Genomic DNA, 21,088 nt, shown 5'->3' with positions numbered 1-21,088 from the left:
TGAATCCTCTGCGTCTCGGGGAGCGGCCGAGCCATCGGGCTCTTGTCGGATCGTTCAACGATCGTCTACCTTCGAGGAGTGATCGACCTCAACGCAGATCTCGGTGAAGGCTTCGGCCGCTGGACCCTCACCGACGACGACGCCCTGCTCACCGTCGTCACCAGCGCCAACGTCGCCTGCGGCTTCCACGCGGGCGACCCGTCCGTGATGCGCCGCGTCTGCGACCTCGCCGCCGAGCGCGGCGTGCGGATCGGGGCACAGGTGTCCTACCGCGACCTGGCCGGCTTCGGGCGGCGCGCCATGGAGGTGCCGGCCGGCGAACTGGCGGCCGAGGTGGCGTACCAGATCGGCGCGCTCCGGGTCTTCGCCGAGGCCGCCGGGGCCGCGGTGGCCTACGTGAAGCCGCACGGCGCGCTCTACAACCGCACTGTTCACGATGCCGGGCAGGCCCGTGCCGTCGTGGCCGGGGTACGGCTGGCGGGCGGCGCGCTGCCCGTACTCGGCCTTCCCGGCTCACGGCTGCTCGCGGCCGCCGCGGACGCGGGGCTCACCGGCGTCCCGGAGGCCTTCGCGGACCGCGCCTACACCGCCCGGGGCACCCTGGTCCCCCGCCACGAGGCGGACTCCGTGGTGACGGACGAGGAGGCGGTGGTACGCCGTGCGCTGGCGTTCGCCGTGGAGGGCTCCGTCGAGGCCGTGGACGGTACGACCGTCGCGGTCGCCGCCCGCTCGCTGTGCGTGCACGGCGACACCCCGAACGCCGCCCGGATCGCGGCGCGGGTGCGCGAGGCGCTTCGGGCGGCCGGGGTCGGGATCGGGGCGTTCGCATGACGGGCGGCGGGCCCACGACGGGCACCGGGTCCCGCACGGCGCGCCCCGCCGGTCGCCACGGTCTCCTCGTCGAGTTGCCCGACGCCGAGCACACCGCGGCCTTCCACGCCGAGGTGCTGCGCCGGCGTGCCGCCGGGAGCCTGCCGCCGGTGACGGACGTCGTGCCGGGGGCGCGGACCGTCCTGCTGGACGGGGTGCCCGACCCGCAGGCGCTGGCCCGCGGGGTCGCCGACTGGGAGGTGCCGCCGGTCACCGACGACACGGGCGACGTGCTGGAGATCCCCGTGCGCTACGACGGCCCGGACCTGGCCGACGTGGCGGCCCTGTGGGGGGTCGGCCCCGACGAGGTCGGCGCCCTCCACGGCTTCCACACCTTCCGGGTCGCGTTCTGCGGCTTCGCCCCCGGATTCGGCTACCTCACCGGCCTCCCGCCCCACCTGCACGTCCCCCGCCGGTCCACGCCGAGGACCCGCGTCCCGGCCGGCGCGGTCGCCCTCGCCGGTCCCTACAGCGCGGTCTACCCACGCGCCACGCCGGGCGGGTGGCAGCTGATCGGCACCATGTCCGATCCGCGTCCGCTGTGGGACCCGGCGCGGAAGCCGCCGGCTCTGCTCATGCCGGGGACACGCGTGCGGTTCGTCACCGCGGACGACGACGGGACCGAGAGCACCACGGCCGACGGGACCCGCGCGGAGGCCGGGGCATGACGGCCAGGCTCACGACCGTGCGCTCCGGGGCGCTCACGACGGTGCAGGATTCCGGCCGGCCCGGCCACGCCCACCTGGGCGTCCCCCGCTCCGGCGCGCTGGACGCCCCCGCCATGCGACTCGCCAACCGCCTCCTCGGCAACGCCCCGGACGCCGCCGTGCTGGAGACGACCCTGACCGGCTGTGCGCTGCGGCCCGACCGGGACGTCACCGCCGTGGTCGGCGGTGCGCACTGCCCGGTGACACTCGACGGCAGGCCGGTCGCCTGGGGCGCTCCGGTGCGGGTGCCGACGGGCTCGGTCCTGGACGTCGGGGCGGTGACCGCGGGCGTCCGCTCGTACGTGGCGGTCGCGGGCGGCATCGCCACCGAGCCCGTCCTGGGCAGCCGCTCGACGGACCTGCTGTCCGGGCTGGGCCCGGAGCCCCTGCGGCACGGAGACGTCGTCGCGGTGGGGACCCCCGCGCGGCCGGTACCGCTGCCCGTCACCGCCCCCTGGCCCGGGCCACCGGCCGAACTGGTTCTGCCGGTACGCCTGGGCCCCCGCGCCGACTGGTTCGCCCCGGCCGCCCTGCGCACCCTCGCCTCGGCCACCTACCGCGTCTCCCCGCACAGCAACCGCATCGGCCTGCGCACCGAGGGGCCGCCGCTGGAACGCGCGTCGACGGGTGAACTGCCCAGCGAGGGCATGGTGCTGGGCGCTGTGCAGGTCCCGCCCGACGGACGCCCGGTGATCTTTCTGCACGACCATCCGACGACGGGGGGCTACCCGGTCGTCGCGGTCGTCCCTGAGCAGGCCCTCGCGGCGGCGGCCCAGGCCGCGGTCGGAACGCCGGTGCGCTTTACATTCGGCTGATCCGGCGAGCGGGTCAGTACGGAGAAGGGGCCGCCGCGGCCGGTGTGCGCCGGCCGGCGCGAACCCGGCTCGCGGCGAACCAGCCGGTCGCCGCCCCGACCGCGTACCAGAACAGGTCCGGCGCGTTGAAGGTGGAACCCAGGACCAGGCGGGACGCCGTGCTCTCCCGGGCGAGGTGCGCCGGTACGCCACCGAGCTGCAGGAACTCCACGCCCCAGCTGACCGCCAGGGCCACCGCGGCGGCCTTCGCCGGTGACGTTCGCGGCGCCACCACGAGGACGAGGGCGGACAGCAGCAGGGTGTACAGCGCGTCTCCGCCGTACTTGGCCACGTCGCCCGCCGCGACGGCCCTGAGCGTCAGTCCGGCGCCGACGGTCAGCGCCGCGGCCACCGCCGCCGCAAGACGCGTCCGCGTCGGAGCGCCCCGCACACCGGCGCGGGATCTGGAAGGGGAGACCATGCGTTCATTGTGCGGGCGATTCCGATCCCCTCCGGCGTACGCGTGTAAGTCCCGTGCACCACCCTGCTCGGCACCGCACGACTGCGTGGTCCCGCGCACGCCCGCGCACAGCGGAACCGGTCCGGGCTCGGCCCCGTCCTCCCGAGGGCGTCGGCGCCCCGCGCCACCCACGACCGGGCCAACGCCTGGACCGGCCTCGACCCGCAACACGGGACACGGGACGGGGGACACGGGACCCGACACCACTCGCGGGCGACCGGGTGCCGCAGCGCCGTACCCCGCCGGGTTCCGCGCTGCCGGACGGGGCGGGCGCGGGAGCCGGAGCCGCGCGCCCGTGCCGCGGTCACCCGCTGAGGCGCCGCGTCGTCAGCAGGCGGGGACGCCCGGGAGCCGGGAATCGGCCATGTCGACGAGGATGTCGGAGACGTGGCCGCCGCGGCCGGGCAGAGAGGACCGGGCGTCGTTGCCGTAGCCGTCGTAGGTCACGAGCTGACCTTGGACGTGACAGCGCACCGGCACGGCCGTGGGACCTGGCAGGCTCGCCACGCGGGCGGAGGTGGTGGCCCGCTGCCGGACGCTCACTCCGGTGCCCCGCGTCAGGAACGACGTGGGCTCGCCGCCGCCCGTCCACAGGTAGGTGACGGTCACCCAGCCGTTGTCGTCGAGGCCGACGTTGTGGAAGGTGCCGTCGGCGAGGTCGATGCCGGCCGGATTGGCGACCTGCCGGCCGAACTCGTCGCGTCCGCCGTTGTAGCCGTCCTCGTAGGCGGCCTGCGCCTCGGGCAGGCCCTGCGGCAGGTCCTGCCACTGCTCGCGCCGCGCGGAGGGGTTCCAGTGGTCGTCGTGCGTGTTCCAGGGGCCGACGTCCCACACCGGTGCCGTCTCGCAGCGGGCGGGCCCGCACACCTGCACCGAGTACTGGCCGCTGCCGCTGGGCGACAGGGCCCGCCGGGAGGGAAGGGCCACGAAGTGGTCGTTCTCCCCGATGACGTGACCGTTGGCGGTGGTGTGCCCGACCAGGCCCTCGCGGGTGGCGTAGACGCGGGCCGAGAAGGCGGCGGTCGCCGGAGGCACGGGGTCGGCGGGGGCGCTGCCCGTGTCGTCCGCCGTCAGGGTCACCGACCGCACGGCGGCCGTGGGCTCGCCCTTTACGTTCCACAGGGTCAGCCGGGCCTGGACGTCGACGACGTCGCGGGGCAGCCGGGCCGGGGTGCCGGCCGCCGCCCGCCGCCACTCGGTCCAGGTTCCGTCGGCCGTGCGGCCACGGACGTCGGCCTCGACGCTCGCCGCCTCGGGCACCGTCGCGTCGAGGTCCACGGTGACCCGGTTAACGGGCCGTTCCACGTGGTGCGTGTCCAGTACGGCGGAGGCGTAGCCGCGGTTCCGGCCGAGGGAGGCAGGGCTGACGGAGCCGTCCCGGACCCGCAGGGCGCCCGAGCCGTACCGGACGTTGACGTCGTCGGTGCCGGTCCGGGACAGGTCCGCGCGCCAGGACACCGGAGTGGGCGGGGCGGCGGCGTCGGCGGCCGGCGCGCGCATGGCCGCGAGGGCCGTTCCGGCGAGGGCGAGCAGGCACGCCGTGCCGCTCAGGGCGCCTGTGGTCCGGGGTCTGCGGCGCGGGGCGGAACTCCGGCGCCGGAGGGACGGGGTCAGCATGTGGGCACTCCTGGGAGCCGGGCGTCGTCGACGTCGATGAAGAGGGCGGAGACGTGACCGCCGTGGTCGGACAGGTGCGGCCAGGCGTCGTCGCTTCAGCCGTCGTACTCGACGAGGCCGCCGTGGACCTGGCAGGCCACGCGGACGGACGTCGGTCCGGCCGGACTCGCCACCCGTGCGGAGTCGCCCGAAGACCCCCGACGGGTGCTCACGTCCGTGCCCACCCGGGGGGAGGGGTGCCCGCTCCGTCGTCGCCGAGGCGTTCCCGCTGTGGGATCCGGCCAAGCTCGGCGAGCTGGCCGGTCGCGCCGCGGTGGCCCACGCTTCCGGGCGGATCACCGGCCTGGAGGGGCAGATGGATGTTCCTGGCCGGCGACATGGGCCGGGTCCGGCTCACCGGGGACGGAGTCATCACGCGCGGCGGTCCGACGGTCTTGGTCCCCGGGAACACCGACGACCACGACTTCTGACCGCCGCGCGCACGTCCCCGGCGGGAGACGTCCGGGGCGTGCCGGCGGCGGGGACCCACGCCACCGTGCTCACCGGACGTCTCCTCCGGGCGCCCCGGGGTTTCCGGAGCCGCCCGCGTTCAGGTGCTGCAACGCCTCGACCAGTTCCTGGCAGGCCCGCTCCACCGACCGTCTGGTGTTGAGCTGTTCACTGATCACGGCGGAGAGCAGGAGCGCGGTCAGCCCGAGGGTCCCGTTGAACGCCAGGAGTTTCATCATCGTGTCGACATCGGTCAGTCTCCCGAAGGAACCGGCCTCCTGCCGGGCCACGACGGTGGCCATCACCGAGGCGAAGAGGGCGCAGGGTATGCCCCCCGCCAGCTGGAAGCGCAGCGCCGACCAGATCAGAAGCGGATACACCAGGAACAGCACGCTGACCGAGCTGTACATGATCAACGGCACCAGCACGCACACGACGGCGGCGAGCCCGACGGCCTCGGTCCAGCGCACCGACGGAGGCGGCAGACGAGCGCGGTACAGCAGGAGCAGCAACGGGGTGACCAGGACGACACCCGTGGCGTCACCGACCCACCAGGCCAGCCAGACCAGCCAGAGGTGGTGGGTGGGGAGCTTGCCGGACAGCAGCAGCATGCCGACGCCCGCTCCCGAACTGACCAGCATGGCGGTCAGCGCCCCCAGGAAGACGAGCGCCAGTCCGTCGCGCAGGCGGCTCAGGTTCACGCGGAACCCCACCGCCCGCAGCATCAGCCAGGCACAGACGGGGGCGGCGGTGTTGCCCGCCACGATCCCGACGGCCGCGGCACCCGGCGCTCCCAGGGAGGCGATGACCAGCAGCGCGCCGAGGGCGATGCCCGGCACGCACCACGGCCCGAACAGGAGCAGACAGGCCACCGCGAGGCCGGTGGGCGGCCAGACGGGCGTGACGGTCGACCCGTCGGCGGTCAGCTGCTGCGACAGCCCCAGCCGCCCCGCCGCGTAGTAGCAGCCGGCGACCAGCAGCGTCGCACAGACGAGGACGACCGGTCGCGGCCATGCACGGATACCCACCACAGCAGCCATCAGACACCGGCGCCGCCGGCTCAGCGAGGTGGGAGAGGCCCCGTCCCGCCCTACGGCGTAACCGCACGGCCGTGGTGGCTACGACGTAACCGCACGACCGTCGTGGCTACGACGTAACCGCACGGCCGTCGTGGCCGATGACGAGCACGGCGGCGTCGTCCTCGTGTCCGATCAGCTCCGCGTTCTTGAGCACGGCAGCCGCCAGCGAGTGCGCCTCCATGCCGACGGCGGCGGCGAGGCTCGCCAGCCGTACCACCCTTTCCAGACCGTCGTCGACGCTCAGGGACGGCCCCTCCACCACACCGTCCGTGACCAGGACGAACACTCCGCCCGTGCCGAGCCGGTAGCGGGTCACCGGGTAGTCGCTCCCCTCCAGGACGCCCAGCGGCGGTCCGCCCTCGTCCTGACAGACCTCCGCCCTGCCGTCCGCCGTGGCCCGGACGCAGGGGACGTGACCGGCCCGGGCGCTCTCCAGGAGGCCGGTCGCCGGGTCGTAGCGCATGAAGGTGCAGGTGGCGAACAGGTCCTTGTTGAGGGAGAGGAGAAGTTCGTTCGTGCAGGCGAGGAGGTCGCCGGGTTCGCTCGTCACGGAGGCGAGCGCCCGCAGGCCGACCCGGACCTGGCCCATGAAGGCGGCCGCGTCGATGGCGTGGCCCTGGACGTCTCCGACGGACAGGCCGATGCGGCCGTCGGGGAGTGTGAAGGCGTCGTACCAGTCGCCGCCCACGTTGAGCCCGGCGTACGCGGGCGAGTAGCACGCGGCCAGGTGGATGCCGGGGACGGCGGGCAGGTCCGCGGGAAGCATGTCGCGCTGCAGGGCGATCGCCAGCTCCACCTGTGAGCGCCGCAGCTCGGCGAGCTCCTTCGCCCGGGCGGTCAGCGAGGCCAGCCGGGCGAGCAGCTCTTCACCGTCAGGTGCGGGACGCTTGCGGAACATCGACCACTCCCGGGCCAGGCCGCCCCTCGCAGCAGGAACCTCTCGGCACCCCTGGACAGTGCAAGTCTGTCACCCGGGGCGGGAAAGGTCATGCCGGCGCCCTCCGTGGACCGGGCGGCGGGCGCCACCTGCCGGAAGCGGGACGGCGAGAGGTGTGCGCCAGGCCGACGGCAGGACAGCGGACGGCGTACGCCGGGCCGGAAGCGGGACAGCGAACGCTCCAGGCCAGGCCTGAAGCGGGCCAGCGAAAGGTGTGCGCCAGGCCACGCCGAGGACCGCGGCGGGTTCCGTACCCTTGCCGCATGCGCATGCGCCCCACTCTGAGCTGGACCCCGGGAGCGGACCTGCCGCCGGGCACCACGGATCTGGAGCCCGTCGCCGACGCGTTGCGCGCCGGCGGTGTGCTGGTGCTCAGCGGAGCGGGCATCTCCACGGAGTCGGGGATCCCCGACTACCGGGGCGAGGGCGGGAGCCTGAGCAGGCACACACCGATGACCTACCAGGACTTCACCGCCCACTCCGACGCCCGCCGCCGGTACTGGGCGCGCAGCCACCTCGGCTGGCGCACCTTCGGCCGCGCCCGTCCCAACGCGGGGCACCGGTCGGTGGCGGCGTTCGGGCGGCGCCGGCTGCTCACCGGAGTCATCACCCAGAACGTCGACGGTCTGCACCAGCGCGCCGGCAGCGAGGGCGTCGTGGAACTGCACGGCAGCCTGGCCCGGGTCGTCTGCCTGTCCTGCGGCGCCTTCAGCCCGCGCCGCGAGCTCGCCCTGCGGCTGGAGGAGGCCAACGCGGGTTTCGCGCCGGTGGCCGCCGGTATCAACCCGGACGGCGACGCCGACCTCACCGACGAACAGGTCGGGGACTTCCGCGTGGTGCCCTGCGCGGTCTGCGGCGGCATCCTCAAACCGGACGTGGTGTTCTTCGGCGAAGCGGTGCCACCGCGCCGTGTCGAGCACTGCCGCGAACTGGTGCGCGCGGCGTCCTCGCTGCTGGTCCTCGGCTCCTCGCTGACGGTGATGTCCGGGCTCCGCTTCGTCCGCCAGGCGGCCGAGGCGGGCAAGCCGGTCCTGATCGTCAACCGGGATGCCACCCGCGGCGACCGGCTCGCCGCCGCGCGGGTCGCGCTCCCGTTGGGAGAGGCCCTCACGACGGTGGCCGGCCGTCTGGGCGCCCCCTTCGACGACGAGGCGACGGCCTGACCGGGCCACGACGCCTCCGCTGCGAGGCTTTGGCACACCTGGACGAGGTGCGGGATCTCCCGCGCCACTCACTCGGCCGTGGTCCCTTCTCTCCATGAGGTCCTCGCGCCTGACGAGGTACATCGATTGACCCGTCGTCACCGCTTGGTCGGAGACCGCCCCCTGTGCGCTCATCGCTGACGCGGCGCGAACCGCACGAGACAGGGGTGGGGCGCACGGTGTCGGCCACCTGTCCGCCGGAGCACATGGCCATCCGCACGGCGCGCGAAGGAGAACATCGCCTTCTCGGGATCCCGGAAGCACGAGGCGGCGGCAGCGGCCTGACCTCGGCGGGTCTTGTTAGGGCTGCGAGTCCTTGACGCGCCGGTAGTGCCGACGGGCCTTCATCCGGTTCCCGCACTCGGCCATGGAGCACCAGCGGGCGCTGTTGGGCTTGCTCCGGTCCAGCAGGAAGCGCCGGCACTCCGGGTTGCCGCACGGCTTGAGCCGGCCCGGCCTGGTTTTCTCGACCTGCGCCCAGGTCAGTACCAGCTCCACCGTCAGGCGGTGCGCGTCGGGCACCTGGAGGCGCCATTCCAGCGTGCCGTCCTTGATGCCGGGCACGCTGCTGACACCCCGGAGGAACTCGTTCAGGCAGGCGGGGTCGCACCGTCCCCGGACGACGTCCTGAAGGGCGCCGCGCGCGGCGACCAGGTAGGCGACCTCCTCGCGTGACCCGGTCCCTCCGTGACGGCGTACCCATGCGACGCCTTCGGCCGACGTGCCCAGAGCGTCGCTCACGAGGCCGTCCACGACGGGGGTCGTGTTGAGCAGCTCCAGGAGGACGTCCTCCGCGGCTCTGTCGGTCACCACATCCACTCTAACCCCTTCCTTGCTTTTGACAGGTTACAGCAGTCACTACTCCCCGCCACTGCTCCCTAACCCCTAAATAGCACTTGACGGGTTAGCCCCAGCATGCTGAACTGCACCTAACCACTAACCGACACTTGAGGGGTTACCATGAGCGTCACCGTGCACCATCGAACCGTCACCGTCGACGGCCTGGACGTCTTCTACCGGGAAGCCGGCGACCCGCGGGCGCCGACGCTGGTGCTGCTGCACGGCTTCCCGACGAGTTCCCACATGTTCCGGAACCTGGTCCCGAAGCTCGCGGACGCCTACCACGTGATCGCACCCGACATGATCGGCTTCGGACACTCCGCCGCACCCGGGGCCGACGAGTTCGACTACAGCTTCGACTCACTCACGGACGTGACCGTCGCCCTCCTGGAACACCTCGGCGTGGACCGCTTCGCGGTGTACGTGCAGGACTACGGGGCACCGGTCGCCTGGCGGATCGCCACCCGTACCCCGAACCGCATCACCGCGATCGTCACGCAGAACGGCAACGGCTACACCGACGGCTTCGTCAAGACCTTCTGGGACGGACTGTTCGCCTACACCGACAACCCGACCCCGAAGACGGAGACCGCCGTCCGGGCGGCGCTCACTCCGGAGATGGTCCGCTGGCAGTACGTGAACGGGGTCGCCGACCAGAGCCTTGTCAGCCCCGACGCCTGGGTGCTCGACCAGGCCCTGCTCGGCCGGCCCGGCAACGACGCCGTCCAGCTCACGCTGTTCCGCGACTACCCGGCCAACGTCGCCCTCTACCCCCGGCTCCACCAGTACTTCCGCGACACCCGGGTGCCGCTGCTGGCCGTCTGGGGGGCCAACGACGAGATCTTCGGCCCCGACGGGGCACGCGCCTTCCGGCGTGACCTGCCCGACGCCGAGATCCACCTGCTCGACACCGGGCACTTCGCCCTGGAGACCCACCTGGAGGAGATCAGCGGACACATCCGTGACTTCCTCGCCCGGGTCGGAGGATAGGGCGCCGCGCGGATCAGGTCCCGGTCGGCCGGCCCAGGACGTACGGCGCGAGGATGTCGGTCACCGTCCGGTTGCGCGGCGCGGGGACGCCCAGTCGGCCGGCGAGATCCACCACTCCCCCGCTGAGCCAGGGAAGTTCCAGGCGGTTGCCGTTCTCCAGGTCGTTGTGCAGGGAGGAGGTCATGGCCGCGGGGAGCGTGTCGCAGAAGTCGAGTTGGGCTTCGGCGAAGCCACTGTCCAGCCGCACTCCGGACGCCTTCGCCACGGCCACCGTCTCGGCCATGACGTCGTGCAGGAGACGTCGGCTCTGTTCGTTGGCGCGGACAACGCCTATGGGCTGACGGACGGTTGCCGTGGTCGCCGACAGGCCCACCAGGAACACGAACTTCTCCCAGATCACCCGCTCGATGTCGTCACTCGTCTCCGCGTCGATCCCGGCGTCGCGGAACGTGGTGAGCACGGTCCGGCCGAACGCCGTGGAACCGGGTCGGTAGGCGCCGAGCACCACCCTCTGCAGAGGGCTGTTGTGCCTGACCACTCCGGGTTCCTCGATGAAGGCGGAGATGAAGCAGACACCGCCCAGGACCTGCTCGTCCGTCAGCCGGCCCCGCAGGACGGCGTCCTTGTCCACCCCGTTCTGCAGTGACAGCACGGGCGCCTCGCTCACCGCCGAGGACCGCAACTGCTCGGCGACGGCCTCGGTGTCCCACAGTTTGACGGCTACGAGCACCAGATCGGTGGGACCGAGTTCGGAGATGCTCGACACGACGGAGCGGGGCGACGTGCGCAGCTCGCCGAGGGGACTGTGGACGACCAGTCCCGACGTGCGGATGGCCTCGAGGTGCCTGCCGCGGGCCACGAACGTGACCTCGTTCCCCGCGGCGGCCAACCGGGCCCCGAAGTAACCTCCGACGCCGCCCGCCCCGATCACCGCGATACGCATGGCTCCGCTCCGCTCCCTTAGTAACCGTTTCTACGGTTACTATCAAACCATGGACGCCGTGAAGCGGGACGCGCCGCGCAGAAGGGTCACCGCGCAGCTCCGGGCCCTTCGTTTCGACGCCGGAAGCCTGTCCTTGAATCTCGTGGCCACCGTGGGCCGCAGGCCCGAAGTCCCGATCGAGCGGATGGGCGACGCCGAACGCCTCGAAGCCTGGTGCCGTGGTGTGGGGATGACGCTTGAGGAGGGATACGACCCTCAGGACGTTCTGCGGTCCCTGCACGAACTGCGCGCGGCCGCCCACGACATCGCCTCGAGCGCGGTCGACGCACACCGGCCGCGGCAGCAGTCGGTCGACCTGGTCAATCTCCTGGCCAGGGCCGAACCGCCGGTGCCGCTGCTGGAGTTGCCGTCCGACGGCGAGTGGGCGCCGAAGGGGAACCGGGCGCTCACCAAGGAGGAGCTGCTGTCGCTCGTCGCACGGGACCTGATCGATCTCATGACCGACGACCGGCGCCGCTCCCGCCTGACCGCCTGCGCCTTTGAGGTGTGCAGGATGCTCTGTCTCGGCTCCGACGGCGGGCGACCGCGCAAGTGGTGCTCCATGCGGCGCTGCGGCAATCAGGCCAAGGCGGCCGGTCACCGGCAGAAGGCATCGGCGCGCTGAGCGCACCGCTCCCAGGCCGGCTACGACTTCACAAAGGCCAGGAGGTCGGGGTTGATGACTTCCGGATGGGTGGAGAGCATGCCGTGCGGGAGCCCCTCGTACGACTTCAGGGTGCCGTTGCGCAGGAGTTCCACGGACAGCGGCGCCGCGTCCGCGTAGGGCACGACCTGGTCGTCGGTGCCGTGTGCGACGAGGACCGGGACGTCGATCTGCCCGAGGTCGTCGGTGAAGTCGGTCTCGGAGAACGCCGCGATGCACTCGTAGTGGGCGTTGGCCGCGCCGGTCATCCCCTGGAGCCACCAGTGGTCGATCAGCCCCTGGGAGACCGTCGCGCCCTCCCGGTTGAAGCCGTAGAAGGGGCCGGACGCCACGTCGATGTAGAACTGCGCGCGGTTGGCGGCGAGGGCCGCGCGGAGCCGGTCGAAGACCTCGATCGGCAGACCGCCGGGATTGTTCTGGGACTGCACCATGACCGGTGGGACGGCGCTGACGAGTACGGCCTTCGCGACCCGGCCCGGCTTGGCCCGCGCCACGTAGCGCGCCACCTCGCCGCCGCCGGTCGAATGCCCGATGTGCACGGCGTCCCGCAGGTCGAGGGCGTCGGTCACCGCCGCGACGTCGGCGGCGTAGGTGTCCATGTCGTGGCCGGTCGAGGGCTGGCCCGAACGCCCGTGGCCACGACGGTCGTGCGCGATCACGCGATAACCGTGGGACAGGAAGAACAGCATCTGGTTGTCCCAGTCGTCGGAACTGAGCGGCCAGCCGTGATGGAAGACGATCGGCAGCCCGTCGCGCGGGCCCCAGTCCTTGTAGAAGATGTCCGTGCCGTCGGAGGTGGTGACCGTGCCCATGACTGATCCTTCCGTGACGGGTCCGTTCGGGCCACCCTACGCCGACAACCGACATACCTCATTTCCACCCATAATCACCAGATTTCCTCAGAACCGGATCGCGGAGGCAGCGATGGCAGCGGGACCGCACACTGTGGGTGTCCTCGTGTTCGACGGCATGAAGTTGCTGGACCTGTCCGGCCCGGCGGAGGTCTTCAGCGAGGCCAACCGCTTCGGTGCCGACTACCGGCTGACCATCGTCTCGGCGGAGGGGGCATCGGTGCGCTCGTCCATCGGCATGCGCGTGCCGGCGGATGCCGACGCGCAGGCCGCCGCGGCCTACGACACGCTGGTCGTCGTCGGCGGCGACGCGCTGCCCGACGCCCCCGTGGACCCCGCTCTCGGGGCGGCCGCCAAGGCACTGGCGGAGCGGGCGGGGCGCGTCGCCTCGGTGTGCACCGGTGCCTTCGTCCTGGGTGCGGCGGGTCTGCTGGAGGGCAGGCGGGCGGCGACGCACTGGCAGCACACCGCCACCCTGGCCCGCCGCTGCCCGTCGACTCGGGTCGAGCCCGACGCGCTTTTCGTGAAGGACGGCACCACGTACACGTCCGCCGGCGTGACCGCGGGCATCGACCTCGCCCTCGCCCTGCTGGAGGAGGACCACGGTCCCGCCCTGGCCCGTCGGGTCGCCCGCTCGCTGGTGGTGTACATGCAGCGGGCCGGCGGACAGTCGCAGTTCTCCGCCTCGCTCCAGGGCCCGGTTCCCCGGACTCCGGCACTGCGGCTGGTCCAGGAGGCGGTGCAGGGAGATCCGACGGCGGACCACGGCCTGGAGGCCCTGGCCGCGCGGGTGCGGGTCAGTCCACGGCACCTGACGCGCATGTTCCGGGCCGAGCTGGACACCACCCCGATGAAGTACGTGGAGCTGATCCGCTTCGACCTGGCCAAGGCCCTGCTCGACGCCGGGCACAACGCCACTGAGGCCGCCACCCTTTCGGGTTTCCCGAGCTACGAGAGCCTGCGGCGGGCCTTCGCCCGCCATCTGGGACTGTCCCCCATCCGGTACCAGCACCGTTTCGCCACCACCGCGCGGCGGCCATGACCGGTTCCGAGGGGTTCGTGTCCATCGGGGGGCGGACGCGGCGCGGCTGTCCGCCGCAGGGTGGACACAGACACGACAGGCACCGTCCCCGGGAGAAGCGCCATGCCAGAGACCATCGCCGGAATCGGCATCCCCGACAGCAAGCTCGCGCGGGAAGCGACCGCCCTCATCCGCGACACCACACCGCCGCTGATCTTCCACCACTCGCGCCGCGTCTACCTCTTCGGCAGCCTCCAGGCCGTCGCCCGGGGCCTGCGGCCCGACCCGGAGCTGCTGTACGTCGCCGCGCTCTTCCACGACACCGGCCTGGTGCCGCCCTACCGCGGCGACGACCAGCGCTTCGAGCTGGACGGTGCCGATCAGGCGCGGGCGTTCCTGCTGGGCCACGGGGGGTCCGAGGCCGACGCGGGCACGGTGTGGACGGCCGTCGCGCTGCACACCACGCCGGAGGTGCCGTACCGACTGGCGCCGGAGATCGCGGCGACGACCGCCGGCGTCGAGACGGACGTGCTCGGCGTCAACCTCTCGGCCCTCACCCGGGCGGAGATCGACGCGGTCACCGCCGCCCACCCACGGCCGGACTTCAAGAAGCAGATCCTCCAGGCGTTCACCGACGGGTTCAGGCACCGCCCGGACACCACCTTCGGCACGGTGAACGCGGACGTTCTGGAACACTTCGTGCCCGGCTTCCGGCGCACGGACTTCGTCGAGGTCATCGAGAACTCCGCCTGGCCCGAGTGACCCCTCCCCGGGCTCCGGCGTTCTTGCGCGGGGCCAGGGTGGCGTTGGGAAGTACGGGTGCCGGGAGGCGGTCACCGGGGTAGCCCTCGACCAGGCCGAAGCGCTCGGACCGGTCCGCCCAGTCCTCGAGGGCCCGCACGATGTCGTCGTGGGTGCGGCCGACGAAGTTCCACCACATGACGATCTCTCCGGGAAGGGGGGGACCGCCCAGCAGCATCCGGGCGGTTCCGGGCGCCTCGTTCGTCAGCGTGAGGGTCCTTCGTCCCGGCGCGGCGTATGCCAGTTCGGCGGGACGTACGACCGTGCCGTCGACGCGTACGTCACCGCTGTCGACGAGCACGCCGTGCTCGAAGCCGGGGTCGACGTCGAGGGCGGCGGTGGCGCCCGGGACCAGGGTCACCTCGGCGCCCAGCAGGGGCGTGAAGGTGCCGACCGGTGAGGTGTCCCCGGCGAGCGAACCGAGCAAGACGCGCGCCTCACCGCCGTCCAGCGGCACCGGGGCGGGTACGTGGTGCTGGAAGTCCGGGGCGGTGTCCCGGTGCTCTCCGGGCAGCGCCACCCACAGCTGGACGCCGTGCAGGATCGTCGTGTCGGGCGTCGACACCTCCGAGTGGCTGATGCCGTGGCCGCCCGTCATGAGGTTCACTTCGCCGGGCCTGACGAAGGCGTGACTGCCCAGACTGTCCCGGTGCTCGATCACCCCGCTGAACAGCCAGCTGACGGTCTGCAGGCCGATGCGCGGGTGAGGGGCGACGTCCATGCCGCCCGACACCGAGACCTCGTCGGGGCCGTAGTGGTCGGCGAAGCACCAGGCTCCGATCAGCGTCCGGGCCCGTTGGGGCAGGGTGCGGCGCACCGTCATCGCACGCGGACCGCCGAGCGGGACGTCGCGCGCGGCAAGGATCTCCACACAGACGGCGGGCGATTCGCCGTCTCCGCGGGCCAGGACACCGTCCTCGCGTCTCACGGCGACCGCCTCGACGGCGCAGGCCCAGGACGGCGGCCCGGCCGCCTCCCGCTCCTGGACGGCACCTGCGGGAAGCCTGGTCCAGACCACGCGGGCCAGCAGGACGCATCAACCTCGCGGCCGGCATCGCCGTACCGGCCGTCGGGGACAGGGGGGAGCCGGCCGGCTCGCCGCCGGTGCCGACTGCCCGGCGGGCCGTTCACCCGCGGCACGCCGACGGCCGTCGCCCCTCGCGCGCTCGCCATGGCTCCGGTCGGGCTCCTGGCGCCAAGGCTCGGCGGCCCCCTCGCCGGGCACCACCGGCCGTCCCGCCGACGTCACGCGTGGGGCGGGCGGAACTGGGGGCCGTAGTTGCCGGGGGCGTCGGGAATGGCGGTTTCCATCAGCTCCACGGCGGGGCCCTCCAGCCCCCGCATCGTCCGGACGGCCGAGCGCAGGGTGCGTGCGTCGCCGTGGGCCCAGGCGGCCTCGAGGGTGCTCAGTACCTTGGCGTAGGCGGTGTCGAACCGGTCGAGGAGATTCTGGACCCGCTTCGGCGGGCCGGGCCACCCGCCCACCGGGACCCGGGCCATGGGGCGTGCGTCGGGAAAGGGTACGGGGGCACCGGTGAACCGCCAGCCGTCGTCCTCCTGGCGCAGCTGCCGCCCGTGGTAGATCTCGCCGAAGGCGTAGTAGTGGGCCGGGTAGTCGTCCCCGAAGGCGTCCTCGGGGGAACTGGCGGTGCCCTCGCCCTGCTCCTTGACGGTCTCGATCGCCCGCTCGACGCCGTCGAGGTCGGCCACGGGTTCCAGGACGTCGGAGCCGATGTGCTCGGACAACTGGCCGCGGGCCGACAGTTCGGGGGCCGTGGACCTGAAGGCGTGGAGCAGGTCGTCGTAGAAGTGGCCGATGCTGGGCGAGTTGTTCACGCCGCGGGCGAGAGGGGACTCGGGGGCCTCGATCGCCATCATCACGTCGTGCACGAAGGGTCTGGTGAGGCCCGAGAGGTAGACGTTCACCCCGTCGCGCACCCCGCCGGGCAGTGGGCCGGGATACGTGAGGGCCGCGTCCGTGATCCGCGGCCGGCCGCCCACGGCCACCAGCAGGTTGCAGACCACTCCCATGTGGTACATCTCGTCGGCGATGATGCGCCGGATCAGCCGGGCGACGTGGCTTCCGCGATCCGCCACGGACCACCATCCGCACAAGTACGGCGGGATGGTGGCGAGTTCCAGTGCCACGGCCACCTGCAGGGCTTCGCTCAGCCAGTCGACGCCGCGACCGCGTTCGGGGACGGCGAGCAGCCTCGCCACGGACCGGCAGCCGGCCGGGGCGCCTTCCGGCCGCTCGGCCGCCTGCACGGTGGCGGCGGCCGAGACGGGGACGGCGGCCGTCAGGACGGCCGACGCCATGAAGGTCCTTCGCCCGAACGGGGCGCCCGTCCCCGATGATTCCTCGCGCACACCAGTCACCCATACTCCCTCTGCAAGCGACGCCCGCCTTGGACCGAGACGTCCGGATTCCTCCGACGGCTGGCGAAACTAGCAGTGCCAGGGGCGTTTCCCGGGCGCGCGGCACCGAGTGCGGCATCCTCTACCCGGTCGGCCCTACCGGCGACGGTCCCGCCGTACGCCGAACCGCTCACGCGTCAGCAACGACAGCAACGACAGCAACAGCAACCCAGGGTCTCGGCGTCAGCCGCCGCCACCACTCCGTGGCCCGCGGGCGGCGCGAAGCCGGGCGCGGTGGTCAACCACCGCCTTCGGTACGGCAACTCCCGGACCGGGCCCAACACCACGACCCCGCACGACACCAGGGTCGACCTCCTCCCGCATGGCCGGCGGTCGCGGAACGGCCCTTCGCCACGCGGCGGCGGGCGGCCCCCGGCACTGAACCGGGCGGAGGCGACCGCGCTCCGCGGTGCACAGCCGGCCGGTACCGCCTCAGGCGGCCCGCGGGTAGTCGGGCAGTTCCAGGGCCGAGTACGCCGCCCTGCCGTCCTTCGCGCTCTGCGTCACCATCGCCCTCGCCGCCGCCTCCGGGTCGCGCAACAGGGCGTTGCGGGCATCGAGTTCCTGCCGTGTCGTGGGGGTGACCGCCGAGCCGCCGCCGGTGGCCAGCGCCTGGTTGCGCTCCGCGAAGGGGCGGATCCTGCGCTCGTAGGCCGCGAAGGCCTCGGTGTGATCCGTGTGCGAGGCCAGTTCGCCGGCCAGGACGTACGCGCCGACGAGCGCGACGCTCGACCCCTGGCCGGAGACGAACGACGTGGCGTGCGCGGCGTCGCCCGCCAGTACGACGCGCCCGTGGGACCAGGTGCGCATGTGGATCTGACTCACGATGTCGAAGAAGAGGTCGTCGGCCCGGCGCATGCCCTCCACCATGCGCGGCAGCTTCCAGAGCTGCTCGGGAAAGCGCGCCGCCACCAGTTCTCGCTGGGCCCCCGGGTCGCGGAACGCCTCGAAGGGCGGGGTGTCGCGGGAGAAGGTGAGGAAGCCGTGCACCCGGTCGGAGGGCTCGTGGGCGTAGAGGACGGCGCTGCGGCCCGGCTCGTTCCACATGACGGCCTCGTGCGCGAGCCCGAACTCGTTCGGCAGCGTGAAGCCCGCGAAGACGTACCCGAGGTAGCGGTGGAAGGGCTCCTCGGGGCCGAAGACCAGCCGCCGCGTGTTGGAGTGCAGGCCGTCCGCGCCGACCACGAGGTCGAAGGTGCGGCACCTGCCGCTGTCGAAGACGACGTGCACGGCGTCCCCGGCGTCGTCCAGGGTCGCGATCGAGTCGTTGAAGAGGAACTCGACCCGGTCCCGCAGCGGGGAGTACAGCGCCTCGGCCAGGTCACCGCGCCGGACTTCGAGGTCGAGACCCGCCTCTCCCCCGGTCAGCTGCTCCGGCTGCAGTGTGCCGACCGCCTCCCCCGCCGCGTCCACGAAGGTGATCCGCCGGCTGTCGACATGCGCCGCGCCCAGCCTCGACAGCAGACCCATGCGGTCCACGGCCTCACGGGCCGTCCCGCGCACGTCGATCGCGTACCCGCCCCCGCGGACTGCGGCGGACTTCTCGACGACGGTCACCTCGAAGCCGTACCGGTCGAGCCAGTGCGCGAGCGCGGGGCCCGCGATACTGGCTCCGGAGATCAGTACGCGGCGAGCGGGACGGGACGAGTGGATCATGGTTTCTCACCTCTTCCCCGGGGCGGGCCCCGGAAGGACGGAGGTACGCGCCGCACGGACGGCAAACATGCGTACCTTAGGTATCTTTATGGAGGCCATACGGCACCCTCTCAGGCACCGGCCACTCCCCGCAGCATAGATACCTAACTCAGGTATGTAAATGGAGACCTCATGACCCCCGCGCCCTCCGGGCCTCCGGTACCGGAAAACCCGCACGCCGACCTGCTCGCCGTACTGCCCAGGATCACCCAGCTCAGCGCCGCCTTCAGCAAGGGCAGGCTCACGGAACGCGCCGCCGAGGCGGCGGGTCTCGCCCTCGACCGTCCGGCCATGGGCGTGCTGCTGGCCCTCCGTACGGCCGACGGGCCGCTGCGGATCGGCGAGATCGCCGATCGCATGCAGGTCGTGGGCCCGCACGTCACCCGCCAGGTCCAGGCACTGGAGAAGCGCTCTCTCGTACGGCGCGTCGCGGACCCCCACGACCGCCGCGCGAGCCTCATCGAACCGACCGGGCCGGGCACGGAGGCCGCCGACCGGTATGTGACCTCCCTGCTGGGCTGGTTCGCCGAGGCGCTCGCCGACTGGCCCCAGCAGGACCGTGACGACCTGGCCCGCCTGCTCACCCGCCTCACCGACGACGTGATGGCGCGGCTGGCCCGGTTCGACACGGAGGAAGAGGGCTGAGCCCCTCGGCCAGAGGCCGCCGACGCCCGTGAGGAGCGGGCTCGCCACCGGCGTACCCGGTGGCCGCGGCGCCTTGCCGCACCGTCCCCGTGCGCCGGTCGCTACTTGGACTCGACCCGCCCGACGGCGCCGGAGCCGCTCGCCAGCTCGTCCCGGGCCTGCTTCCAGGCGTCGTCGCCGCGCTGGAACCGGGCGAGCAGGTGGGCCGCGGTGAGCCGGGCGACCGCGGCGACGTGCGCCGGGTTCTCGTCCGACAACTGCGCGCTCTCGGCGGCGTCGTACCCCTGGATTCCGCCGAGCAGGTGTCCGGCGCCGAAGACGGTGAGCAGGGTCTTGGGGCCGGGAGCAAGGTGGTACGGGTCGTAGTGCCAGGCCGGCCCCATGTCCGTGAAGTGCCGTGAATCGTCCTGGTCGCCGGCCACGACCAGCGCGGGTTGGGTCATCGCGGAGAGGTCGATGGTGCGGAAGTACGGCACCTGGTCGGCCATCGGCCCGTTGAGGGCGTCGCCGCCCCGGCCGGGCGCGGCCAGCAGTACCCCTTCCTTGATGCGCGGTTCGAGGTAGCCGACCCGCTCCCCGGAGTCGGGGTCGGTGACCTCCGCACCGAGCAGGAGTTCGGCCGTGAAGCCGCCCAGGGAGTGTCCGGCGACGGCGATGTCGTCGCGAGCGACGCGTCCGGCGAGCAGCGGCACGGCCTTCTCGATCTCGTCGAGCCGGTCAACGATGTGGATCATGTCCTCGGCGCGGGAGCGCCAGAACAACGGTGCCCCGGGAGTGGTTTCCCACAGGTGACTCAGGCGCCGGGAGCTGAGGTGGGTGGGCTGGACGACGACGAATCCGGCCGCCGCCCACCGTTGGGCGACCGGCGCGTAGCCGTCCTCCGAGGAGAGGCCGAGGGATCCTCCGTGACCGTGGGAGAGCAGGACGACCGGGAGGTCGCGGCCGGTCGCGGGCGCGGTGACCCGCAACGAGAGGTGCACGGGCCGTCCGGGCACCGGCAGCACCACGGGGGCGTAGGACAGGACCGGGGTGGCCCCTTCGGTGGCGCCGGGCGCGTCGGTCGATGCTGACATGAGAGGTTCCTTTCGGTACACCGGCGGGTTCGTGGACCCATGGCGGTGAGGAGTCCGGTTACCGGAGTCACAACAACCGGAACACTGCTCCGTTTAGCTTACGGAACGCTGTCCCGTTTACGTAAACGGGACGCCGTCCCGGTTCGGTGCGCATACCGGGGCGGCGGGGCGCCCGCCGACGGCCGGCCGGACCGGTGGTCCGCCGCCCGGCACGTGCGGGCGGCCGACCACCGCACCACCACCCGCCACACCTCTTGACGGCCGGGCACGGACCCTCGATCCGGACCGTGCACGGGAGGCGTCCGTGGCGTGGTCCGCCGTCGGCCGTACGCTCCGGCAGACGGTGCGGGTGCCCGTGGGGTCGCGGGCGGAGGTCCGCGTCCCGGCGACCGAGGGGCACGGGCGACGGCACCGGCCGGGGCGGAGTTCCTGCGGTCGGTGCCCGGTTTCGACGTGCTCCGGGTCGCCCACGGCACCTGGGAGTTCACCGGCACCGCGTGATCCGCCCGCGCCGGGCGCGCGGTACTTCGGCGGGCTCCGCCGGTCAGGGGCGCGGCGGCGCGCCCTTTCCGTGTCCGGCGGGCCCGGCGATCCGAGCTGCCCGGCGCCCGACGCGTCGTCAGGCGTCCAGGGGGCGGGCCAGGGAACGGGGGCGCAGATCCGTCCAGTTGGTCTCGACGTATTCCAGGCAGACGTCCCGGGTGTTCTCCTCGAAGACGACGGTCCAGCCGCCGGGCACCGGCGCGAAGGACGGCCAGAGCGAGTGCTGTCCCTCGTGGTTGACGAGGACGAGGAAACGGCCGTCGGCGTCGTCGAAGGGGTTGGTGCTCATGCCCACTGCCTCCCGGAGGGTTAGGTTAGGCTCTCCTAAGACCGACGACGAGCTTAGTCTT

Annotated in this window: 21 protein-coding genes and 1 pseudogene; 10 read left to right on the top strand and 12 right to left on the bottom strand. The window is 72.7% G+C overall.

Annotated features, from left to right (window positions below; all coding sequences use genetic code 11):
- Positions 1-78: 78 nt before the first annotated feature.
- The 3 genes from ACGFYH_RS11985 to ACGFYH_RS11975 are packed head-to-tail and all read left to right on the top strand — an operon-like array spanning position 79 to position 2,392.
- Positions 79-831, top strand: coding sequence for a LamB/YcsF family protein (locus tag ACGFYH_RS11985; RefSeq protein ID WP_393803000.1), 753 nt, complete (start codon positions 79-81; stop codon positions 829-831).
- Positions 828-1,538 (top strand): allophanate hydrolase subunit 1, encoded by a 711-nt coding sequence (locus ACGFYH_RS11980; protein ID WP_393802999.1) that lies wholly within the window; start codon positions 828-830, stop codon positions 1,536-1,538. The genes ACGFYH_RS11985 and ACGFYH_RS11980 overlap by 4 nt, the downstream gene beginning before the upstream one ends.
- Positions 1,535-2,392, top strand: coding sequence for a biotin-dependent carboxyltransferase family protein (locus ACGFYH_RS11975; protein ID WP_393802998.1), 858 nt, complete (start codon positions 1,535-1,537; stop codon positions 2,390-2,392). Before ACGFYH_RS11980 ends, ACGFYH_RS11975 begins: the two co-directional genes overlap by 4 nt.
- 13 nt (positions 2,393-2,405) lie before the next feature.
- Here the strand turns inward: ACGFYH_RS11975 and ACGFYH_RS11970 are convergent, their stop codons facing one another.
- Together ACGFYH_RS11970 and ACGFYH_RS11965 are read right to left on the bottom strand one after the other, a co-directional pair.
- A complete protein-coding gene (locus tag ACGFYH_RS11970; RefSeq protein ID WP_393802997.1) occupies positions 2,406-2,852 on the bottom strand; it encodes a DUF2809 domain-containing protein in 447 nt (148 codons plus the stop codon).
- 366 nt (positions 2,853-3,218) lie between these two features.
- On the bottom strand, positions 3,219-4,508 hold the full coding sequence (locus ACGFYH_RS11965; RefSeq protein ID WP_393802996.1) for a hypothetical protein: 1,290 nt from the start codon (positions 4,506-4,508) through the stop codon (positions 3,219-3,221).
- Positions 4,509-4,764: 256 nt separating this feature from the next.
- On the opposite strand from ACGFYH_RS11965, the pseudogene ACGFYH_RS11960 reads away from it, so the two are divergent.
- Positions 4,765-4,978, top strand: a pseudogene (locus tag ACGFYH_RS11960) (rhamnose ABC transporter substrate-binding protein); the annotation flags it as partial.
- Between the two features lie 69 nt (positions 4,979-5,047).
- Here the strand turns inward: ACGFYH_RS11960 and ACGFYH_RS11955 are convergent.
- Complete coding sequence (locus ACGFYH_RS11955; protein ID WP_393802995.1) at positions 5,048-6,037, bottom strand: MASE1 domain-containing protein; 990 nt, start codon at positions 6,035-6,037, stop codon at positions 5,048-5,050.
- Positions 6,038-6,143: 106 nt separating this feature from the next.
- Complete coding sequence (locus ACGFYH_RS11950; RefSeq protein ID WP_393802994.1) at positions 6,144-6,974, bottom strand: PP2C family protein-serine/threonine phosphatase; 831 nt, start codon at positions 6,972-6,974, stop codon at positions 6,144-6,146.
- Between the two features lie 302 nt (positions 6,975-7,276).
- Here ACGFYH_RS11950 and ACGFYH_RS11945 point away from each other — a divergent pair, with 302 nt between their 5' ends.
- Complete coding sequence (locus tag ACGFYH_RS11945; RefSeq protein ID WP_393802993.1) at positions 7,277-8,176, top strand: NAD-dependent protein deacetylase; 900 nt, start codon at positions 7,277-7,279, stop codon at positions 8,174-8,176.
- A gap of 339 nt (positions 8,177-8,515) precedes the next feature.
- Here ACGFYH_RS11945 and ACGFYH_RS11940 read toward each other — a convergent pair whose 3' ends face one another.
- Positions 8,516-9,025, bottom strand: coding sequence for a CGNR zinc finger domain-containing protein (locus tag ACGFYH_RS11940; RefSeq protein ID WP_393802992.1), 510 nt, complete (start codon positions 9,023-9,025; stop codon positions 8,516-8,518).
- Between the two features lie 150 nt (positions 9,026-9,175).
- On the opposite strand from ACGFYH_RS11940, the gene ACGFYH_RS11935 reads away from it, so the two are divergent.
- Positions 9,176-10,045 carry an alpha/beta fold hydrolase gene (locus tag ACGFYH_RS11935; protein ID WP_393802991.1) on the top strand — a complete coding sequence of 290 codons (870 nt, stop codon included), beginning with the start codon at positions 9,176-9,178 and terminating at the stop codon, positions 10,043-10,045.
- Positions 10,046-10,058: 13 nt separating this feature from the next.
- Here the strand turns inward: ACGFYH_RS11935 and ACGFYH_RS11930 are convergent, their stop codons facing one another.
- The gene (locus ACGFYH_RS11930; RefSeq protein ID WP_393802990.1) at positions 10,059-10,988 is read right to left on the bottom strand and encodes a ketopantoate reductase family protein; all 930 of its coding nucleotides are present in this window, start codon (positions 10,986-10,988) and stop codon (positions 10,059-10,061) included.
- Between the two features lie 49 nt (positions 10,989-11,037).
- Between ACGFYH_RS11930 and ACGFYH_RS11925 the strand changes: the two genes are divergently transcribed.
- Positions 11,038-11,652: a CGNR zinc finger domain-containing protein gene (locus ACGFYH_RS11925; protein WP_393802989.1), complete on the top strand. Its 615-nt coding sequence runs from the start codon at positions 11,038-11,040 to the stop codon at positions 11,650-11,652.
- 20 nt (positions 11,653-11,672) lie between these two features.
- Here ACGFYH_RS11925 and ACGFYH_RS11920 read toward each other — a convergent pair whose 3' ends face one another.
- Positions 11,673-12,503: an alpha/beta fold hydrolase gene (locus ACGFYH_RS11920; protein WP_393802988.1), complete on the bottom strand. Its 831-nt coding sequence runs from the start codon at positions 12,501-12,503 to the stop codon at positions 11,673-11,675.
- A 112-nt stretch (positions 12,504-12,615) separates the two neighbouring features.
- On the opposite strand from ACGFYH_RS11920, the gene ACGFYH_RS11915 reads away from it, so the two are divergent.
- Positions 12,616-13,584: a GlxA family transcriptional regulator gene (locus ACGFYH_RS11915; protein WP_393802987.1), complete on the top strand. Its 969-nt coding sequence runs from the start codon at positions 12,616-12,618 to the stop codon at positions 13,582-13,584.
- 102 nt (positions 13,585-13,686) lie between these two features.
- On the top strand, positions 13,687-14,325 hold the full coding sequence (locus ACGFYH_RS11910) for an HD domain-containing protein (RefSeq protein WP_393802986.1): 639 nt from the start codon (positions 13,687-13,689) through the stop codon (positions 14,323-14,325).
- On the opposite strand, the gene ACGFYH_RS11905 is transcribed toward ACGFYH_RS11910, so the two are convergent.
- From ACGFYH_RS11905 to ACGFYH_RS11895, 3 genes are all read right to left on the bottom strand, one after another.
- Complete coding sequence (locus ACGFYH_RS11905; RefSeq protein ID WP_393803106.1) at positions 14,297-15,292, bottom strand: pirin family protein; 996 nt, start codon at positions 15,290-15,292, stop codon at positions 14,297-14,299. The genes ACGFYH_RS11910 and ACGFYH_RS11905 overlap by 29 nt on opposite strands.
- Before the next feature lie 317 nt (positions 15,293-15,609).
- The gene (locus tag ACGFYH_RS11900) at positions 15,610-16,683 is read right to left on the bottom strand and encodes a ferritin-like protein (RefSeq protein WP_393802985.1); all 1,074 of its coding nucleotides are present in this window, start codon (positions 16,681-16,683) and stop codon (positions 15,610-15,612) included.
- A 531-nt stretch (positions 16,684-17,214) separates the two neighbouring features.
- The gene (locus ACGFYH_RS11895; protein ID WP_393802984.1) at positions 17,215-18,438 is read right to left on the bottom strand and encodes an FAD-dependent monooxygenase; all 1,224 of its coding nucleotides are present in this window, start codon (positions 18,436-18,438) and stop codon (positions 17,215-17,217) included.
- Positions 18,439-18,609: 171 nt separating this feature from the next.
- On the opposite strand from ACGFYH_RS11895, the gene ACGFYH_RS11890 reads away from it, so the two are divergent.
- Positions 18,610-19,122, top strand: coding sequence for a MarR family winged helix-turn-helix transcriptional regulator (locus ACGFYH_RS11890; protein ID WP_393802983.1), 513 nt, complete (start codon positions 18,610-18,612; stop codon positions 19,120-19,122).
- 101 nt (positions 19,123-19,223) lie between these two features.
- Here ACGFYH_RS11890 and ACGFYH_RS11885 read toward each other — a convergent pair whose 3' ends face one another.
- The gene (locus tag ACGFYH_RS11885) at positions 19,224-20,195 is read right to left on the bottom strand and encodes an alpha/beta hydrolase family protein (protein ID WP_393802982.1); all 972 of its coding nucleotides are present in this window, start codon (positions 20,193-20,195) and stop codon (positions 19,224-19,226) included.
- 619 nt (positions 20,196-20,814) lie between these two features.
- Entirely contained in the window at positions 20,815-21,027 is a 213-nt protein-coding gene (locus ACGFYH_RS11880) for an MbtH family protein (protein WP_393802981.1), read from the bottom strand.
- Positions 21,028-21,088: the final 61 nt, after the last annotated feature.

The sequence above is a fragment of the Streptomyces sp. NPDC048392 genome, assembly GCF_043200575.1.
In the GTDB taxonomy this organism is placed as follows: domain Bacteria; phylum Actinomycetota; class Actinomycetes; order Streptomycetales; family Streptomycetaceae; genus Streptomyces.
This window is presented reverse-complemented; position numbering and strand designations above follow the sequence as displayed.

Excerpts from the sequence above, each read along its gene's own strand:
- ACGFYH_RS11980 (WP_393802999.1), top strand. The coding sequence starts at position 828 with ATGACGGGCGGCGGGCCCACGACGGGCACCGGGTCCCGCACGGCGCGC.
- ACGFYH_RS11975 (WP_393802998.1), top strand. The coding sequence starts at position 1,535 with ATGACGGCCAGGCTCACGACCGTGCGCTCCGGGGCGCTCACGACGGTG.
- ACGFYH_RS11970 (WP_393802997.1), bottom strand. The coding sequence starts at position 2,852 with ATGGTCTCCCCTTCCAGATCCCGCGCCGGTGTGCGGGGCGCTCCGACG.
- ACGFYH_RS11965 (WP_393802996.1), bottom strand. The coding sequence starts at position 4,508 with ATGCTGACCCCGTCCCTCCGGCGCCGGAGTTCCGCCCCGCGCCGCAGA.
- ACGFYH_RS11955 (WP_393802995.1), bottom strand. The coding sequence starts at position 6,037 with ATGGCTGCTGTGGTGGGTATCCGTGCATGGCCGCGACCGGTCGTCCTC.
- ACGFYH_RS11950 (WP_393802994.1), bottom strand. The coding sequence starts at position 6,974 with ATGTTCCGCAAGCGTCCCGCACCTGACGGTGAAGAGCTGCTCGCCCGG.
- ACGFYH_RS11945 (WP_393802993.1), top strand. The coding sequence starts at position 7,277 with ATGCGCATGCGCCCCACTCTGAGCTGGACCCCGGGAGCGGACCTGCCG.
- ACGFYH_RS11935 (WP_393802991.1), top strand. The coding sequence starts at position 9,176 with ATGAGCGTCACCGTGCACCATCGAACCGTCACCGTCGACGGCCTGGAC.
- ACGFYH_RS11930 (WP_393802990.1), bottom strand. The coding sequence starts at position 10,988 with ATGCGTATCGCGGTGATCGGGGCGGGCGGCGTCGGAGGTTACTTCGGG.
- ACGFYH_RS11925 (WP_393802989.1), top strand. The coding sequence starts at position 11,038 with ATGGACGCCGTGAAGCGGGACGCGCCGCGCAGAAGGGTCACCGCGCAG.
- ACGFYH_RS11920 (WP_393802988.1), bottom strand. The coding sequence starts at position 12,503 with ATGGGCACGGTCACCACCTCCGACGGCACGGACATCTTCTACAAGGAC.
- ACGFYH_RS11915 (WP_393802987.1), top strand. The coding sequence starts at position 12,616 with ATGGCAGCGGGACCGCACACTGTGGGTGTCCTCGTGTTCGACGGCATG.
- ACGFYH_RS11910 (WP_393802986.1), top strand. The coding sequence starts at position 13,687 with ATGCCAGAGACCATCGCCGGAATCGGCATCCCCGACAGCAAGCTCGCG.
- ACGFYH_RS11900 (WP_393802985.1), bottom strand. The coding sequence starts at position 16,683 with ATGGCGTCGGCCGTCCTGACGGCCGCCGTCCCCGTCTCGGCCGCCGCC.
- ACGFYH_RS11895 (WP_393802984.1), bottom strand. The coding sequence starts at position 18,438 with ATGATCCACTCGTCCCGTCCCGCTCGCCGCGTACTGATCTCCGGAGCC.
- ACGFYH_RS11890 (WP_393802983.1), top strand. The coding sequence starts at position 18,610 with ATGACCCCCGCGCCCTCCGGGCCTCCGGTACCGGAAAACCCGCACGCC.
- ACGFYH_RS11885 (WP_393802982.1), bottom strand. The coding sequence starts at position 20,195 with ATGTCAGCATCGACCGACGCGCCCGGCGCCACCGAAGGGGCCACCCCG.
- ACGFYH_RS11880 (WP_393802981.1), bottom strand. The coding sequence starts at position 21,027 with ATGAGCACCAACCCCTTCGACGACGCCGACGGCCGTTTCCTCGTCCTC.